Annotated in this window: 16 protein-coding genes; 4 read left to right on the top strand and 12 right to left on the bottom strand. The window is 69.6% G+C overall.

Annotation, left to right across the window (positions count from 1 at the left end; all coding sequences use genetic code 11):
• The first annotated feature begins 2 nt into the window (after nucleotides 1–2).
• Together AMK34_RS03320 and AMK34_RS03315 are read left to right on the top strand one after the other, a co-directional pair.
• Nucleotides 3–893: an SDR family oxidoreductase gene (locus AMK34_RS03320; RefSeq protein WP_073842822.1), complete on the top strand. Its 891-nt coding sequence runs from the start codon at nucleotides 3–5 to the stop codon at nucleotides 891–893.
• Nucleotides 894–908: 15 nt separating this feature from the next.
• Nucleotides 909–1,256, top strand: coding sequence for a darcynin family protein (locus AMK34_RS03315; protein WP_073842820.1), 348 nt, complete (start codon nucleotides 909–911; stop codon nucleotides 1,254–1,256).
• A gap of 208 nt (nucleotides 1,257–1,464) precedes the next feature.
• On the opposite strand, the gene AMK34_RS03310 is transcribed toward AMK34_RS03315, so the two are convergent.
• The 7 genes from AMK34_RS03310 to AMK34_RS03280 form a co-directional block, all read right to left on the bottom strand.
• On the bottom strand, nucleotides 1,465–3,069 hold the full coding sequence (locus tag AMK34_RS03310; RefSeq protein WP_038514006.1) for an alpha/beta hydrolase: 1,605 nt from the start codon (nucleotides 3,067–3,069) through the stop codon (nucleotides 1,465–1,467).
• Between the two features lie 156 nt (nucleotides 3,070–3,225).
• On the bottom strand, nucleotides 3,226–3,648 hold the full coding sequence (locus AMK34_RS03305) for a nitroreductase family deazaflavin-dependent oxidoreductase (protein ID WP_051972828.1): 423 nt from the start codon (nucleotides 3,646–3,648) through the stop codon (nucleotides 3,226–3,228).
• Nucleotides 3,649–3,694: 46 nt separating this feature from the next.
• Entirely contained in the window at nucleotides 3,695–4,672 is a 978-nt protein-coding gene (gene egtD, locus AMK34_RS03300; protein ID WP_038514011.1) for an L-histidine N(alpha)-methyltransferase, read from the bottom strand.
• Entirely contained in the window at nucleotides 4,669–5,433 is a 765-nt protein-coding gene (egtC, locus tag AMK34_RS03295; protein WP_073842818.1) for an ergothioneine biosynthesis protein EgtC, read from the bottom strand. The genes egtD and egtC overlap by 4 nt, the downstream gene beginning before the upstream one ends.
• A 5-nt stretch (nucleotides 5,434–5,438) precedes the next feature.
• Nucleotides 5,439–6,788 (bottom strand): ergothioneine biosynthesis protein EgtB, encoded by a 1,350-nt coding sequence (gene egtB / locus AMK34_RS03290; RefSeq protein WP_073842816.1) that lies wholly within the window; start codon nucleotides 6,786–6,788, stop codon nucleotides 5,439–5,441.
• Entirely contained in the window at nucleotides 6,785–8,047 is a 1,263-nt protein-coding gene (locus AMK34_RS03285; RefSeq protein WP_073842814.1) for a glutamate-cysteine ligase family protein, read from the bottom strand. The genes egtB and AMK34_RS03285 overlap by 4 nt, the downstream gene beginning before the upstream one ends.
• Before the next feature lie 128 nt (nucleotides 8,048–8,175).
• Nucleotides 8,176–9,099, bottom strand: coding sequence for a LysR family transcriptional regulator (locus AMK34_RS03280; RefSeq protein ID WP_037337353.1), 924 nt, complete (start codon nucleotides 9,097–9,099; stop codon nucleotides 8,176–8,178).
• A 163-nt stretch (nucleotides 9,100–9,262) separates the two neighbouring features.
• Here AMK34_RS03280 and AMK34_RS03275 point away from each other — a divergent pair, with 163 nt between their 5' ends.
• Nucleotides 9,263–10,450: a Glu/Leu/Phe/Val dehydrogenase dimerization domain-containing protein gene (locus AMK34_RS03275; RefSeq protein WP_073842812.1), complete on the top strand. Its 1,188-nt coding sequence runs from the start codon at nucleotides 9,263–9,265 to the stop codon at nucleotides 10,448–10,450.
• Between the two features lie 69 nt (nucleotides 10,451–10,519).
• On the opposite strand, the gene pip is transcribed toward AMK34_RS03275, so the two are convergent.
• Nucleotides 10,520–11,425, bottom strand: a complete 906-nt coding sequence (pip, locus tag AMK34_RS03270; protein ID WP_051972829.1) for a prolyl aminopeptidase — start codon at nucleotides 11,423–11,425, stop codon at nucleotides 10,520–10,522.
• Nucleotides 11,426–11,684: 259 nt separating this feature from the next.
• On the opposite strand from pip, the gene AMK34_RS03265 reads away from it, so the two are divergent.
• Nucleotides 11,685–12,506 (top strand): MarR family winged helix-turn-helix transcriptional regulator, encoded by an 822-nt coding sequence (locus AMK34_RS03265; RefSeq protein ID WP_073842810.1) that lies wholly within the window; start codon nucleotides 11,685–11,687, stop codon nucleotides 12,504–12,506.
• A 4-nt stretch (nucleotides 12,507–12,510) separates the two neighbouring features.
• Here the strand turns inward: AMK34_RS03265 and AMK34_RS03260 are convergent, their stop codons facing one another.
• From AMK34_RS03260 to AMK34_RS03245, 4 genes are read right to left on the bottom strand one after another with little or no spacing between them, the layout of a single operon-like run.
• Nucleotides 12,511–13,242, bottom strand: a complete 732-nt coding sequence (locus tag AMK34_RS03260) for an ESX secretion-associated protein EspG (RefSeq protein WP_083649725.1) — start codon at nucleotides 13,240–13,242, stop codon at nucleotides 12,511–12,513.
• A 24-nt stretch (nucleotides 13,243–13,266) separates the two neighbouring features.
• Nucleotides 13,267–14,592: a hypothetical protein gene (locus tag AMK34_RS03255; RefSeq protein ID WP_143202324.1), complete on the bottom strand. Its 1,326-nt coding sequence runs from the start codon at nucleotides 14,590–14,592 to the stop codon at nucleotides 13,267–13,269.
• Complete coding sequence (locus tag AMK34_RS03250) at nucleotides 14,589–15,215, bottom strand: DUF3558 domain-containing protein (protein WP_038514032.1); 627 nt, start codon at nucleotides 15,213–15,215, stop codon at nucleotides 14,589–14,591. Before AMK34_RS03250 ends, AMK34_RS03255 begins: the two co-directional genes overlap by 4 nt.
• 2 nt (nucleotides 15,216–15,217) lie before the next feature.
• On the bottom strand, nucleotides 15,218–15,616 hold the full coding sequence (locus AMK34_RS03245; protein ID WP_038514035.1) for a hypothetical protein: 399 nt from the start codon (nucleotides 15,614–15,616) through the stop codon (nucleotides 15,218–15,220).
• Nucleotides 15,617–15,748 lie beyond the last annotated feature (132 nt).

The raw sequence follows: 15,748 nt of genomic DNA, 5'->3' as shown, positions 1-15,748 counted from the left end.
CCATGCACGTATTCGTCACCGGGGCGACCGGCTGGATCGGCTCGGCCGTCGTGGACGAACTGCTCGACGCCGGCCACGAGGTCACCGGCCTCGCCCGATCGGACGACTCCGCCACCGCTCTGGAGCGGAAGGGCGCCCGGGTCCGCCGCGGCGACCTGGACGATCTCGACGGCCTCCGTGCGGGCGCCGAGTCGGCCGACGCCGTCATCCACCTGGCGAACAAGCACGACTGGGCCAACCCCGCGGAGTCCGACCGGGCCGAGCGGGCGGCCGTCCAGACCTTCGCCGACACCTTGACCGGCACCGGCCGGGCCTTCGTTCTCGCCGCGGGCCTCTCGACCCTGGCCACCGGACGCCCCGCCACCGAGACCGACCTCTCCCCCGCCGTCGGCCCCGACTCCCACCGTGGCGGCGCCGAGAACCTCGCGCTGGAGTACGCCGAAAAGGGCATGCGGGTGATCAGTGCCCGCTTCGCGCCGTCCGTGCACGGCGTCGGCGACCACGGGTTCGTCGCCGCGCTCGTCGCGGCCGCCCGCAAGCACGGCATCTCCGGGTATCTCGGCGACGGCACCGCCGCCTGGGCCGCCGTGCACCGCACCGACGCGGCTCGGCTCGTCCGGCTGGGGCTGGAAGGCGCGCCCACCGGCTCGCTGCTCCACGCGGTCGCGGAAGAAGCCGTCACCACGAAGGAGATCGCCGAAGCCATCGGACGGACGCTCGACGTCCCGGTGGTGTCCGTGGCACCGGAGAACGCCGCCGAGCACTTCGGGTTCGTCGGCCGGTTCTTCGCGCTGGACATGTCCGCGTCCAGCGCGCGCACCCGCGAACTCCTGAAGTGGACCGCGTACGGACCGAGCCTGGCCGAGGACATCGAAGCCGGCGCTTACGCCTGATCGAGAGGAAGCACCATGTCCGAAGTGACCGCTTTCATGCTGGTGAAGACCACACCCGAGTGGCTCGGGCTCGCCGTCGAACAACGGGTGTCGGCCTTCAAGACCGAGGTCCTCCCCGCCATCGAGAGCAAGGTGAAGGGCGTCCGGTCCCGTTTCTTCGACACCGAGTTCTACTCCGCGCGAGTGACCGACGTGTGGGTGTGGGAGGCCGACGATCACCACTCGTACCAGCTGCTCGTCGAGGCGCTGCGCGAGACGCCGTTCTGGGACCGGTACTTCGAGGTGGTCGACCTTCTGGTCGGGGTCGAGAACGCGTATGCCACGAACTACGGTCTGGACGCCTACGCGAGCGTCGACACCTGAGGCCGATGGGTGAGCCAGGCGCACCGGCGGCCGCGACCAAGCCGAAGCCGGTGCCCTGGTTACCCACCCGGATCTCCTGGACGAGCAGTTCGTCCGGCCAATCCGGCCCTCCCCGTCCGGAACCCTAGGGCCGGGAGTTCGGGACCGGTCCCCGGACGCCGCGAAGGCCACCGCCGAGACGGTGGCCTTCGTGGTGTTCAGCCTGGGATCAGGCGGTTTCGAACGGCTGGACGTTCGGCTGGAAGACCTGGCCGTTGGCCGGGACCTTCAGATCGATCAGGTAGTCGGCCGTCACCTTGTCCACCCCGAGCGAGTCGCCCAGGATGCAGTGCCCGAAGGCGTCGACCGAGAGCAGCCGGGCGTTGCCCAGCTCGTCGGCCATCCGCTTCGAGAACAGGTACTGGGTCGCCGGGTCGTAGAAGTTGCCGACGACCAGGACCGGGGTGTCGGTCTTGGCCTGCCACGGGCCGCGGTAGACGTCCGGCTTCTTCACCGGCCACACCGGGCAGCCCGCCACGTCCGAGAACGCCTGGTAGCGACCGAAAGTGGGCGATTCCTTCTCCCACTTCGCGGCGATCTCGGGGACCTTCTCCTGCTTGATCGTGATCTTCTTGTCCGAGCAGTTCACGGCGAAGTACGAGTCGTCGCCGGTGTACGGGCTGTCCGGGTTCGCGTCCGCGCGCCCGTTCGCCCCGGACCGCAGCACCTTCAGCTCGACGGCCTGAGCCGTCTGCGCCTGCGCCGCGGGCGGGTGGACGACGTTGTACAGCGCCTGCAGGTCGTCGGCCAGCGGCGGGAACGACGTCGGCGAGTACAGCACCCCGGCCACCGTGCTGGTGAACGCGTTGATGTCGTAGCTGCTCCCGTCGGGCAGCTTGACCGGCTGCTGCCGCAGGTGGTCGCGGATCTCGTCGAACTTCTCCCGCGGCGTGCCCGCGCTGAAGGAGCACTTCGGCCCGACCTGCGCGCACTTGCGCAGGAAGGCGTCCAGCGCGATCTCGAACCCGCGAGCGCGCTCGCGGTCGTACTGCACGCCGTCGCTGGTGCGCAGCGCCGGATCGACGTTGCCGTCGATGACGATCGCCCGGCTCTGCTTCGGGAACATCGACGTGTACGTCGACCCGATCAGGGTCCCGTACGAGAAGCCGACGAAGGTCAGCTTCTGGTCGCCGACGGCCGCCCGCATCTTGTCGAGGTCACGCACGACGTCCTTGGTGGACATGTGGTTCAGCAGCGCGCCCGCGTTGTTCTTGCAGAACTGGCCGTAGTCGCGGTACGAGGCCAGCGTCCCGGAGATCTCCTGTCGCGACAGCGGCACGGGGATCTGCGCGGCGAAGACGTCGTCCGCGTCTTCCTGCGTGGTGAAGCATTTGAGCGGGTTGCTGGCGCCGACCCCGCGCGGGTCGAACCCGATCAGGTCGAACCGGTCCAGCACCTGCGGCTGGAAGTAGTTCGCCGCGCCGATCGGCATCCGGAACCCGGAGCCGCCGGGGCCGCCCGGGTTGAGGAACAGCGAACCGACCTTCTTGTCGGGCGTCTTCGCCGCCCGCTTCAGCATCGCGATGTCGATCGTGCCGAGCGCCGCGTTGTCGTGGTCGATCGGCACGCGATACCGCGAGCAGCTGTAGAACTTCACCTGATCGGCCGGAACACCGCGGAGCTGGTCCGCCGTGCAGGCACCCCAGTTCACCGGCGCCGTCGCACCGACCTGGGCGGCGGGCGGCCCGGCCTCTGGGGCGGCGACCGCCGTCCCGGACGCCCCGGTCAGCGCGGCGCCGGCCACGAGTGCCCCTACCAGTGCGAAACCGCGCACCGGCCTCCTTGTGGATCTCGGCAAAACGACTCCTCCCTCGGCTGGCGACGTGTCGGACCACGTCGCACGATGCGCCGCCGACGTCACGGCGCGTAACACCCAAGGAGCCTCGCACAGGCCGGTAACCCAGTCACCGGCCGAAAGGATGGTACGAACCTATCGAGTGGTTGTCTTCAACTCGAAAATCGGTAACACACGGCAAGCGGCGTTCTCCTCCATGGAGTAACCGGGCCAGAACTCCAGCAGCCGTTTCCACATCGCCTCGTACTCGTCTCCGAGCAGTTCCCTGGCCCTGACCGGGATCTCCTTGCCCGCCAGCGCGACGACCGCGTCGGGATGCGAGCGCAGGTTGTGCGTCCACGCCGGATCGTTCGGCCTCCCCCAATTGGAGCCGACGAGCACGAAACCTTCCCCGTGCGGAAAATACAGAAGATTGGTACTGCGGGGCAGCCCGCTCTTCCGGCCGGTCGTGGTCAGCCGCAGGGAAGGGAGCCCGGCCAGCGCGACCAGGCTCACCTTCCCCTTGAACAGCCGGTGGAGTCTCTTGTCCACCCAGATGATCCCGCCCGCGAGCCCCATCAGCCACGGTTTGGTGCCGAGCACACGGGCGAGCGACGTGAGAGGGTTAGCCACGGACAGATCTTGCCAGGCTCACCCCGAACCGCGATTCCGAGTCCGTCCACCATTTCTCCACCGAGAAACCGGCTTCGGCCAGTTCCGCCGCGATTCCCTCCCGCCGGAACTTCGCGGAGATCTCGGTGCGCACGTATTCGCCCTCGTCGAACTTCACGTGCATGTCGGCACCCGGGATGTCGACGGCCAGCGGCTCACGTGCCCGCAGGCGCATTTCGATCCATTCGTTCTCTTCGTCCCAATACGAGACGTGGTCGAACGCGGCCGGGTCGAAGTTCGCGCCGAGGCCGTTGTTGATCACGTGGAGCATGTTGCGGTTGAACTCGGCGGTCACCCCGGCGGCGTCGTCATAGGCGCGCTCCAGAGTCTCTCGGTCCTTCACCAGGTCCGTCCCGAGAAGGAACCACTCCCCTTCGTCGAGGACCTCCCGGACCGAGCGCAGGAAGGTGGCACGGTCGGCGGGGAGGAAGTTGCCGATCGTGCCGCCGAGGAAGACCACCATCCGCGGCCGGTCGCCCGGCAGCAGGTCGAGATGCTGGGTGAAGTCACCGACCACGCCTCGGACCTCGAGGGACGGGTAGTCGGCGGTGATGGCTTCCGCGGCCTCGGCGAGCGCGGTCTCGGAGACGTCGAGCGGGACGAACTCCTTCAACGTGCCGTGGCTCGTGAGCGCGTCGAGCAGGAGCCTCGTCTTCTCGCTCGATCCGGAGCCGAGTTCGACCAGGGTGTGCGCGCCCGAGCTTTCGGCGATCTCACCGCCGCGCGCGGCGAGCACCTCCCGTTCGCTCCGGGTCGGGTAGTACTCGGGCAGTGCGGTGATCTTTTCGAACAGCTCGCTGCCGCGCGCGTCGTAGAACCATTTGGGCGACAACCACTTCTGGTCCGCCTCCAGGCCGGCACGGACGTCCGCGCGCAGCTGCTCGGTGATATCCGATTCGCTGTGGTGTACGTCGAGGTCGAGTTCGGTCATCGTGCCTCAGGGCTCCGATCGGCTTCGAGGGGCAGGATCTCCACGCCGGCGCCGGTGACCCGGACGGCGTGGTGGTCGGGAACGGGAGTCCAGCCGGGTTCGTCGTCGCACGGTTCCGACGCGACGAGCACACCGTCTCCGATGTCCCGATAGGACAGGGAATGCGTCCACGCGGTACCGATGAGCGTCCGGCCGTCGGTCAGCAGGAGGTTGAGCCGCGAACCCGGCCCCGCCTCCTCGACGGCTCCGGTCAGCCAGGTGACGGCCGCGAGCGGGTCTTCGCCCGCCTCGAGCCGTTCACGCAGCAAAGCCCACAGCAGTACCGAATCCGTGGTCGCCTCCAGCGTCAGCAGCCGGGTGATCGGCAGCTTCGCGGCGAGCTCGGCCATCGAGTCCGGCCAGCCCCGCACCAGCCCGTTGTGGCTGAAGAGGTAGCCGCCGCCGGTGAACGGCGCGTTCGCCGCCTCGACCACGGGCATCCCCGTCGTACCGTTCCGGACCGCCGCCAGGAAGGCGTGCGACCGGACCGATCCGGCGAGGGCGGGCAGGTCACCGTCCGTCCACAAAGGAGCGGACCGGCGCAGGCGCAGCGGCTCGGGGCCATCGGCGTACCAGCCGAGGCCGTACCCGTCCGCGTTGACCGAGCCGCCGCCCCGCATGTCACGAGGGGCGTACGACTGCACGAGCAGCGAATGAGGGGCGTGAAAGAGCGTCTCGGCGGGCGAACGCGGCTCGCCGAGATACGCGACGTGACGGCACATGCCGCTCAGGCCACCTCGCTCGGCCGCGCGTCCCGGGCACAGCGGAACCCGGAGAAGATCTGCCGCCGGATCGGGTGATCCCAGTTGCGGAACGTGCCGCGGATGGCCGCCGCGTCCGTGCCGAACGAGCCCCCGCGCAGGATCCGGTAGTCCCCGCCGAAGAACACCTCCGAGTACTCCTTGTACGGGAAGGCGGCGAATCCCGGATACGCCTCGAAACCGCTGCTGGTCCACTCCCAGACGTCACCGATCAGCTGGTGCACGCCCAGCGGCGACACACCCGCCGGGTACGCGCCGACCTCCGCGGGCCGCAGATGCCGCTGCCCGAGGTTGGCGTGGTCGGGCGTGGGTTCCTCGTCGCCCCAGGGGAACCGGCGCGACCGGCCGGTCGCCGGATCGAACCGGGCGGCCTTCTCCCACTCCGGCTCCGTCGGCAGGCGCCGCCCCGCCCAGGCCGCGTACGCCTCGGCCTCGTGGAAGGAAACGTGGACCACGGGTTCCGCGGCCGGCACCTTCTCGTAGACGCCGAACCGTGTCCGCCACCAGCCGTCCTGCTCCCGTTTCCAGAACCGCGGCGCGTCGATGCCGTGCTCGCTGCGGTACGCCCAGCCGCGCTCGCTCCACCACTTCGGGTCCTCGTAACCGCCGGAGTCGAGGAACTCGGCGTACGCCCCACAGGTGACCGGCGCGGTGTCGATGAAGAACGCCTCCACCGCGATCTCGTGCGCCGGACGCTCGTTGTCCAGCGCCCACGGCTCGGCGGAGGTGCCCATGGTGAAGGCACCGCCGGGTACGAACACCTCCGCGGGCAGCGGCCCGGACCGCGACGACGGCGGGGCGGGCGCGTGCAGCACCGGATCGCCCTTGCGCAGCTGATGGGTGGCCAGCATCGTCTCGTCGTGCTGCTGCTCGTGCTGGGTGATCATGCCGAAGGCGAAGGCGTCCTCGGTGAGCCGCCTGCCTTGCAGCGGAACGGTTTCCAGGATGTCGAAGGATTTCTCCCTGACCTCGCGGACGTACCTGCGGGCTTCCTCCGGCCCCAGCAGGGGCAGCGCCGGGCGATCCGCGCGGGCGTGCTGGAACGCGTCGTAGATGTCGTCGATGTCGGGCCGGAGCGCCTCGCGGCCGCCGACGTCGCGCACCAGCCAGAGCTCTTCCTGGCTGCCGATGTGCGCGAGGTCCCAGACCAGCGGCGACATCAGTTTCGAATGCTGGCGGACGAGGTCTTCGTCGTCGACGCTCGTCAGCGCGACACTGCGCTCACGGGCCCTGGTGAGCGCCTCGGCCGCGTGAGCCCGCAGGTCTTGCGGGCTCAGCGCGCGAAGCGGGTTGGTCTCGGTGCTTTCCACGCTCATGACTGGTGGCTCCTCGAACCCCTCACGAGGGATTGCACGCCCTCGCTGATCTCGGTGATGGTCTCCGGCGGCAGACCGGTCGTGCCCAGCTCGGCACAGCCGAGGTCCACCACCTTGCTCGCGACGTCGGCGATCGCCCGGTCGGCGAGGCCGAACCGGGCCGCGCACTCCCAACGGCCCATGACCGGTTCGCACAGTTCGAGCACCTTGTCCGCTGTGGACGGACGCGTGAGCAGTGCGGCCAGCAGGGCCACCGGGTGCAGCCACCTGGCGGCGGGCTGGGCGTCCAGGTAACGGATCTCCAGATACCCCTGTGGACGGACCGGGGTGAAGAACGTCGTCAGGTGATAGGCCAGGTCGTCCTCGGTCGGCTTGCCGAGCCCGGCGCCCTCGCCCCGTCCGTCGATCCAGTCGGCGAAGGTCAGGGAATCGGGCGCGTCCCAGCGGCCGTCGGGGCCGGGAAGGACCATCAACGGGGTGTCCAGGACCCTGCCCGCCCACCCGGCGGCCGGATCCTTGCCCGGTTCCGCCGACCGGGTGCGGGCCTTCTCCGTTTCCATGACGGCGAGCCAGCGCGCGGACGCGTGGCCGGTGTCGCGTCCGGCGTGGATCCGGGAATTGGCGAAGGTGGCGAGCAGAGGCGGACCGAGCGCGTGGACGGCGGCCCAGCGGACCGGCAGATCGTGTGCCTCGCCGGTGTCCACACAGACCTGCAGGCCCGCGGTGCTGCACATCATCGTCGCGCCGCCGTCGCCCATCGGGGCGAAACGGCGTTCCATCGCGGCGTAGCGCGGGGTGCCCAGCTTGCGGGCGGGGGCGCGATGCCTGTCTATCCCGGTGTCCCCCAGGTACAGGCCTCGTGCGGCGAGAAGACTTTCGAGATGGGCCAGATCGGCCGAGACGACGGCGTCCAGGTGACGCAGCGTGGTCTGTGGTTGAGCGGAGATCTCCACCTGGCATCCGGGCTCGAGGCTCAGCGGGGAACCTGCCGGAAGCGGGAGGGCGGGGCTGTCGGGGCGCAATGTCCGCGGTGTGTGCGGACCGAGCGCGCCGGCGAGATCGTCGGGATCGAGGGGCCGGGCGGGTTCGTCGGCGTAGTGCACGGTGAATTCCAGCTCTACGCCGAGAAGTCTCGGTGGCCCGTGTTTGAAGCACACGGAAGCCACATACGCCTCACCTTCGGCGCGGTCCGAAAGGACCTTCGCCGTCGCGTTCGACGCGCTCCCGGACTTCTCGGGGAAATCATGAACAGTAGTCATTTTTCCGCCGTCCAGTCGGTTGTCCGATAACTGAGATACCTTGACTTCGGACGCTACACGCGGGGTCCGACAAAATCAGTCCGGTTCTTGCCGGGCAGGATCGCCGGACCACGTTCCGGGACGGACGATCAGGGCAAAGCGGGCTCCGTGCCCAGGCCCAGCGCGGCCGCCGCGTTCCGCACCGCCTCGATCACCAGCTGCAGCGCCGGCCGCCGCGACGAGGTCGTCCGGTAGGCGATCGAAACCGTCCGGAGCAACGGCGTGGTCAACGCGACGACGTCGATCCCCGGCGGCCGGAGCCCGAGCCCGAGGTCGGAAACGAGGGTCACCCCGAGCCCCGCCCTGACCATCGCCATCGCCGTGGACTGCTCCTCGACCTCGTGGTTGATCTTGGGCTCGAATCCGTGCCGGTGACACGCCGTGCGCACCGCGCGGCCGAAATGACTCTTCGGGCTGGCGAGGATCCAGGGATGCTCACCCAGTTCGAGTAAAGACGCACTCCCCGCGGGCACCGCGCCGGCGGGTACGGCGGCGTGCAGCCGTTCGACCGCGATCACCGCGCGCTCCAGGCCCGCGTCCCATGGCATCGGCGCGTCGGAATAGTCGAGGACGAACGACAGATCCAGTTCGCCGTCACGCACGGCGTCGGCGGTGTCCTCGGGAGCCAGCTCACGGGTCCGGACCTGGATACCCGGATGCTCACCCGCGAGCGCGGCCAGAGCATGCGGCAGCAGACCCGACGCGACCGACGCCCACACTCCGGCCATGAGGCGCACCGAAACGGTCTCCTGCGCCTCTTCCAAGGCCAGTGTCGCCCGTTCGACCGACCCCAGGATCTCCTCGGCGTGCTCGGTGAGCAGCAACCCCAGTTCGGTCAGCTGCACCCGTCTGCCGAATCGTTCGAACAGCTTCGCGCCCACGTCCCGCTCCAGCTGAGCCAGCTGCTGCGATACCGCCGAAGCGGTGTAATGCAGCGAAGCGGCGGCCGCGGTGACGGTGCCGCGCCTGCTCAGCTCGCGGAGCATCCGCAGGCGGTGCAACGAAAGCTCCATGGCCCCAACGTAATCGGGTGCGGTCGCGGACGCCCGGTGACGCGTTACACCAGTTTCTCTGCACATCATCGTTCAGATTCGGTAAATGGACGCGCGCGCCCGCGTGGGCGCACCCTCGGAAGTGGCGCAGGAACGACCCCGAATCCACGAAGGAGGTGGCCGCATGGCCGCGAGGAACGCCGAACCGCTGATGAGGCTCGTCTGGACCGACCCCGTCACCGGTGCCACCGGCTACCTCGTAGTGCACAGCCTGGTCTCCGGTATCGCGACCGGCGGGACCCGGATGCGCGCGGGCTGCACGATGACCGAGGTCGAAGACCTGGCGAGGGGGATGGCGAACAAGACCGCGACCTTCGGCCTGCCGGTCGGCGGGGCCAAGGGCGGTATCGACTTCGATCCGAAGGACGAGCGTGCTTTCGGTGTGCTGGAACGGTTCTGCTCGTTCCTGAGGCCGTGGATCGACAACCACTGGGTGACCGCCGAGGACCTCGGCGTGCCCCAGCACCTGATCGACGAGGTGTTCGCGAAGCTCGGGCTCGAGCAGTCGTACCACGCCGCGATCCGTCGTTCGGCCGATCCGGCGCACACCCTTCGCCGCGTGCAGGCCGGGCTGAGCACTCCGGTCCCCGGCGGGCTCCTGCTCGGCGACGTGATCGGCGGCTACGGCGTCGCACAGGCCTGCCTCGGTGTCGCCGACGCGTGGGAATGGCCCGCCGAGAAGACCACGGTCGCCATCCAGGGCATCGGCACCATGGGCGGCGGCGCGGCCTGGTACCTGCACGAAGCCGGGATGAAGGTCGTCGCTGTCGCCGACGCGGCCGGGACGCTGTACCGGCCCGAAGGTCTCGACATCCCCGCGCTGCTGGAACTGCGCGACTCCTACGGCGAGATCGACCGGAGCCGGCTCCCCGCCGACGTCCGGCTGCTCCCCCGCGACGAGATCGTGGCGACGGAGGCGGACATCCTCGTCCCGGCGGCGATCTCCTACGCGCTGCGCGCCGGGAACCAGGGCGTCGTCAAGGCGAAGGTCGTCATCGAAGCGGCCAACGCGGCGACCACGCCCGACGCCGAGGCGGGGCTGGCGGCCCGTGGCATCCCGGTGATCCCGGACTTCGTCGCGAACGCCGGCGCGGCCGCGTGGGCCTGGTGGCTTCTGCTCGGCGAGGTCGGCGCCGATCCCGCCGATTCGTTCCTGCGCCTGCGGACCGAGATGCGGGCGAAAGTGGCCCTGTTGCTGAGTTCGTGGAACCTCGACCGGATCGCACCCCGCACCACCGGGCTGCGGCTCGCCGAAACCACCCGTTCGGACGCCACCGCTCCCGAAACCTCCCCCGCGCTGGTCATCCCCTGACAACGCGCGTGAAGGCCTCCTTCCCTCGGCTCAGTCGAGGGAAGGAGGCCTTCACGCGCGATCCGTGGCTCAGGAAGCGAAGCGGTCCGTCGCGCCGATGAGGACTTCGCGCATCGGCTCGTCCTGGGTGCTGTGGCCGACCTCGTCGATGACCACCAGCTCGCTGCCGGGCCACGCGTGCGCCAGCTCCCACGGGGTGCCGATGAGGTTGCCCAGGTCGAGACTTCCTTCGGCGAGCACGGCCGGGATGTGGGCCAGTTTCCCGGCCTCCCGCAACACCACGCCTTCGTCCAAAAAGGACCCTTGGCTCCAGTAGTGCGTGACCAGCCTGGCGAAGGCGAGCCGGAACTCCGGCGTCTCGAAGCTCTTGTACGGCGGCGAGGTCGGGATGATCGCGTCCTCCCAGGCGCACCAGTCGGCCGCCGCCTTCTCGTGCACCGCCGGGTCGGGGTCCATCAGCAACTTGAGGTATGCCGCCGCCAGGTCACCGTCGCGATCCTCTTCGGGAACGCCGTCGCGGAACTTCGCCCACGCCTCGGGGAAGACGCCGCCCAGGCCGCGGGTGAGCAGGTCGGTCTCGCTCCGCCGTCCGGTCGCCAAGCCCATCAGGACCATCTCCGAGACCCGGTCCGGATGGCGCTCGGCGTAGACCAGCGCGAGCACCGAGCCCCAGGAACCGCCGAAGAGCAGCCACTTCTCGATGCCCAGATGCTCGCGAAGGCGTTCCATGTCCGCGATCAGGTGGTCGGTGGTGTTGGCGGAGAGGTCGGCCTCGGGCTCCCCCGCGTGCGGGGTGCTCCGGCCGCAGCCTCGCTGATCGAACAGCACGACGCGGTACTTGGCCGGGTCGAAGTACCGGCGCAGCCCGGTACTGCAGCCGGTGCCGGGGCCGCCGTGCAGCGTGACGGCGGGTTTGCCGTCGGGATTCCCGCAGACCTCCCAGTACACGAGGTGCCCGTCGCCGACGTCGAGCATCCCGTGGTCGTACGGTTCGATTTCCGGATACAGCCGTGTCACGTTCTCGTCCTCCCAGACCCCGCCAGAAATACAACAGCGCTGTCACAATAGCCGGGGTCGTGTCCTGGCGCGCGGGATTAAGCAGTGCGGGGACTTGGGCGAGCGTCCCGATCTTCCGCGAAATTCCCTTCACCGGGTGTCTGTTCCGGCGTGAGTGATTCGTGGACAAGGTGAGCGGCCGCCACGAGGGCGTCGCCACGAAGCCTCAGGGGATGAGATGCCGAACGCCCGCCGCATGTACGACCTGATCGAGCCCATCGGCCTGGTGCCCTACTTCGCCGACGAGTCGGACGAGGCCCTGATCGCGCTCGGCCTGCGCGGCCAATGGGACGCCTACTTCGCCGGGCGAGCCGCGCCGTTCGGGCGGTCGGTGCCCGCCGAGGTCGTCCACGCGATCTTCTACAACTTCGCCCCCGGCGAGGTGGCCCGCCACATCCCGAAGGTCTGGGAGCTGACCACCCCCGAGGCGGCCTTGGCCGCCCGCGAACGAGGATGCGTCGCGGGGATGCGGCGGATCCTCGGCGAACTCGCCGACGCCTCCGAGGTCACCCGCGCAGGCGACCTCCTGCTGAAGGCCGCGACCAGCGCGCCGGTGGAGGGACGTGCCCTCTACGCCGCCCTCCGCACTGTCCCGGTCCCGCAGGAGCCTGTGGCCAGGCTGTGGCACGCCGCCACTCTCCTGCGTGAACACCGCGGCGACGGCCACACCGTCGCCTTGCTGGCCGAGGGCATCGGCGGCACGGAGTCCCATGTGCTCCACGCCCTGTCCTTCGACATCCCCGCGAACGAGTTCGGCCGGGTCTGGCACCTCCCCGCCGCCCGGCTGACCGCGGTCGTCGACGGGATGCGCGACCGCGGTCTCGTCGGGGACGACGGCCGGCTCACCCCGGCCGGGCGCGCCACGAAGGAACGCGTCGAGGCCATGACCGACAGGCTCGCGGAGACGCCGTACAACGCCCTGAGCGACCAAGAACTCGAATGTCTCGTCGCCGACCTCGAACCGATCTCGGCCGCGCTCAGGGCGGTGTTCCCGTGGTGACGGTCTAGCCGGCCAGGGTGCTGGAGACGTGCCTGAGCGCGTCTGCCAGCTCCGCCGGGCCCGCCGGTCCGATGTGGACCACGGCGTCGTTGCCATGGCCGGTCGTGTAGCTCAGGTACCGACCCCAGTCCGTGTCGGCGAAATGGAGCGGATCCTCGGCGGCCACATGCCTGCCGACCTCGTCCCGCTTGCCGACGTAGAGCTCGCCGCTCCCCTCGACCGGTCGCTGCACGAGGCTGACGATGTCCGCGATCACCGGCGGCAGCGAATGCGTGTCCGGGCCGCGGCGGGCCGCTTCTTCGAGCTCGTACGCGCGGACCGTGCGCAGCCTGCCGCCGCCCGCCGGGACGGGCGGCAGCTGCTCGATCAGCGTTTCGGGCAACCGTCGCCGATCGATCTCCTGCAGCCCGACCCAGTCGCCCGACGCCACCGCCAGGACCGCCTGCAGCCCCAGCGAAGCGGCGAGGACGCCGTAGGTCTGGCCTCCCGTGTTCACCCAGCCGTAGTACTCGATGGCCGGTTTCGTGAGCACCGGAAGCCAGTCCAGGAAGTCGACCGACGCGCGGCCGCTCGAATCCAGCAGCCCGGCCTGCGCCAGCGCCGCTTCCACACGCTTGTCCGCCTCAGCGCGGGCCGTCCTGGACAGCCAGCGCGGTTCGGGACGCAGCGTGATGTGCAGGTCGCCGACGCGTTCGCGTTCGGCGAGCACCGCCAAGGCTTCGACCGGGACGTCCACCCGGCCTGTTCTCACGGTCATCCGCTACTCGCCGATGACCGGCGGACTGGTCCGCTGGTCGGTGCCGAAGATCGCGTCCGGGTCGGCCTCGATCAGGTAGTCGGGACGCTGGTGCTCGTCGTCCTCGTCGCCGTCGGCGCGCCGGCCGCCGGCTCCCATCGGACCCATCTGCCCGCCGCCACGACCGCCCGCTCCGCGACCGCCGGCCAGGTGGTCGGCTCCACCGATGCCACCGAGACCGCCCATGCCGGAGCCCCGGCCCGAGCCCAGACCGCCGGAACCGGGAGCGCCCGCCCGGCCGCCGGTGCCGCCCTCGCCACCGAGCAGCCTGCCCGCGGCGCTGTTGGGCGGGGGCACGTTGCGACCGCCGGTGCTTCCCGGCGGATTCTGCCCGGGACCGTTGGGGTTGTAGTTCTGGCCGGGGCCGTTCGGCAGGCCGATGACGTTGTCCGAGTCGCCGCCGGGACCCCGTCCGGGGATCCTGCCCGGGATCTCGGTCGTCGGCCCGGGCTTGCCCTTGCCACCGCCGGACGGCCGCGTGGTGTCGTCCCCGTCGCCCGGCTTGCGCGTCGTGGGCGGCGGGATGGTGGGGTCGGGCCGGTCCCTCGGGATCACCGGACGGTCGTCGTTCGGGCCCGGTTTGGTCGGCGTGCGATCGTCGCCGCCCGGCCTGTTCTGGTTCGGGTTGGTGCCGTTGTCGTCCGTGCCGCTGGTGTCAGTGCCGTCGTTGTCGTCCCCGCCACCGTTCCGGATGGGCTTGACCGGCGGGATGATGACCGGGGGCGTACCGCCGGGGGTCTTGACGCTGACGTCCGCGCCGTCGTTCTTCAGCACGCCGTAGTCGGTCGGCAGGCTGGAGCTCGTGCTGCTGGTGACCGAGTCGTACTGGTCCATCACGCGGACGTTGTTCTGGTTCGCCGCCTCGTGCTTCGCGACGCCCTCTTGGTAGTTCTTGATGTCGTTGTTGACCATGAACGGCCCGGCGATCGGGATCGCGCCCTTCAGGCCGGTGGTCCAGGGGTTGGGCTTGTCCGGCTTCGGCGGCACGGGGACGACCGTCTGCCCGGAGTCGTCGAAGCTGTCGGCCTGCGTCGTCACCGAATCCCTGGTCTGGAACAGCGGCTGCGCGGTCTCCTTGAAGGCCTGCTCCAGCGGGCCCGCGCCGGCGTTCGCCGCGTCGGCGGCGGAACCGGTCCAGGAAGACGTCATCCGTGTCTGCAGGGACTTGATGGCCATGCCGCGTTCGACATAGGCGTCCGAGAGTTCGGCGATGCGATCGGCCGCCGAACGCAGGTTGCGGGTGTCGCCCTGGGTGAAGTTCTCGAAGATCTGTTTGCCGTCCACTCTCATGCCCCCTTGAGTGTCTTGATCATGGCCGACGCGAGTTTCCGCGCGGTCCCGCACGAATTCTGTTCGTCGCCGTAGCCGGCGGCCAGGGTGTTGATCGTCAGGTCGTCCGCGACGCCCACCGCGAGATCGCAGTTACCCCGCGCCCGCCGGTCCTGGATTCCGTAATAGACGGTCGGATAGCCGTCGACCTCGGGGCCGGGCTCCAGAAACCGCAGCTGCCCGGATTCCTTGGCCTTGTACATTCCGGCCAGGCCGCCCGCGCCCTTTTCGCGGTTTCCGCTGCCGAGGATGATCTGCAGCGTCTCCCCTTTGCCCCTGATGAACCAGCCGCAGCTCGGATTGCTCGACTCGGACCTGGGCTCGCCCGGCTCGGTGAACCCCAGCTCCGCGGCCGCGGCGGCGGGAAGCAGCTTGCAGGCGTCGCCGACGTACGCCGAGGCGTCCAGCGGATTCGCCACCTTCGGAACGTTCGGATCCTCCGGTGCCGCCGACGAGTCCGATGACGGCGCAGATCCGCTGCTGGGCGACGGTTTCCCGGGGTTCTCCCCCGTGCAGCCCGCCACCGCGACGGATACGAGCATGAGCGCCGCCACCGCGGCGCGTTTCCTCAACACGTTCGGCATCCTCAGGTCGTGCGCATGGTGTTGGCTTGGTCGGTGACCATCGTCTTCGTCCTGGCGATCTCGAGCTTCGCGATGTAGCCCGTGATGTATTCCTTCATCGAGTCGTTCTGCTTCTGCAAGGCGAGCAGCGAATCGACGCCGGAATCGACGTAGCTGGAGCTGGCTTCGTCCTGGCCCGGCGGCCTCAGATCGGCGAGGATGTCCTCGATCTTCATACCGTCTTCGGAGACCTTCTTCAGCTCGTCCTGCCAGAGCCCGATGACGGTCTTCAGTTCCTCGGGGCTCATCTCGAACCCGCCGCCACCGCCGCCCCCACCGCCGTAGACGGTCGGTTCCTTCGGCGTGGTGAGGTCACCCCAGACGGCCTTGATCGCGCTCGCGGCGTCGCCGATGATGTTCACACCCGCACCTTCCCCTCAGCACTCACACACGGTGATGGACAAAGAGTAGCCAAGCGGCGGACGGCGTGTCAGCCGATCCGGCCGAGTGGTCGGACGTGTCTCGGAGCCGTCCGGTTCCCGGTGGGGCGGATC

This window comes from Amycolatopsis sp. CB00013 (genome assembly GCF_001905755.1).
GTDB classification, from domain to species: domain Bacteria; phylum Actinomycetota; class Actinomycetes; order Mycobacteriales; family Pseudonocardiaceae; genus Amycolatopsis; species Amycolatopsis japonica.
This window is presented reverse-complemented; position numbering and strand designations above follow the sequence as displayed.

Bases quoted from the DNA above. Each gene is read 5' to 3' on its own strand.
- AMK34_RS03320 (WP_073842822.1), top strand. From the start codon at position 3: ATGCACGTATTCGTCACCGGGGCGACCGGCTGGATCGGCTCGGCCGTC.
- AMK34_RS03315 (WP_073842820.1), top strand. From the start codon at position 909: ATGTCCGAAGTGACCGCTTTCATGCTGGTGAAGACCACACCCGAGTGG.
- AMK34_RS03305 (WP_051972828.1), bottom strand. From the start codon at position 3,648: ATGGGGCTCGCGGGCGGGATCATCTGGGTGGACAAGAGACTCCACCGG.
- egtD (WP_038514011.1), bottom strand. From the start codon at position 4,672: ATGACCGAACTCGACCTCGACGTACACCACAGCGAATCGGATATCACC.
- egtC (WP_073842818.1), bottom strand. From the start codon at position 5,433: ATGTGCCGTCACGTCGCGTATCTCGGCGAGCCGCGTTCGCCCGCCGAG.
- egtB (WP_073842816.1), bottom strand. From the start codon at position 6,788: ATGAGCGTGGAAAGCACCGAGACCAACCCGCTTCGCGCGCTGAGCCCG.
- AMK34_RS03285 (WP_073842814.1), bottom strand. From the start codon at position 8,047: ATGACTACTGTTCATGATTTCCCCGAGAAGTCCGGGAGCGCGTCGAAC.
- AMK34_RS03280 (WP_037337353.1), bottom strand. From the start codon at position 9,099: ATGGAGCTTTCGTTGCACCGCCTGCGGATGCTCCGCGAGCTGAGCAGG.
- AMK34_RS03275 (WP_073842812.1), top strand. From the start codon at position 9,263: ATGGCCGCGAGGAACGCCGAACCGCTGATGAGGCTCGTCTGGACCGAC.
- pip (WP_051972829.1), bottom strand. From the start codon at position 11,425: ATGCTCGACGTCGGCGACGGGCACCTCGTGTACTGGGAGGTCTGCGGG.
- AMK34_RS03265 (WP_073842810.1), top strand. From the start codon at position 11,685: ATGCCGAACGCCCGCCGCATGTACGACCTGATCGAGCCCATCGGCCTG.
- AMK34_RS03255 (WP_143202324.1), bottom strand. From the start codon at position 14,592: ATGAGAGTGGACGGCAAACAGATCTTCGAGAACTTCACCCAGGGCGAC.
- AMK34_RS03250 (WP_038514032.1), bottom strand. From the start codon at position 15,215: ATGCCGAACGTGTTGAGGAAACGCGCCGCGGTGGCGGCGCTCATGCTC.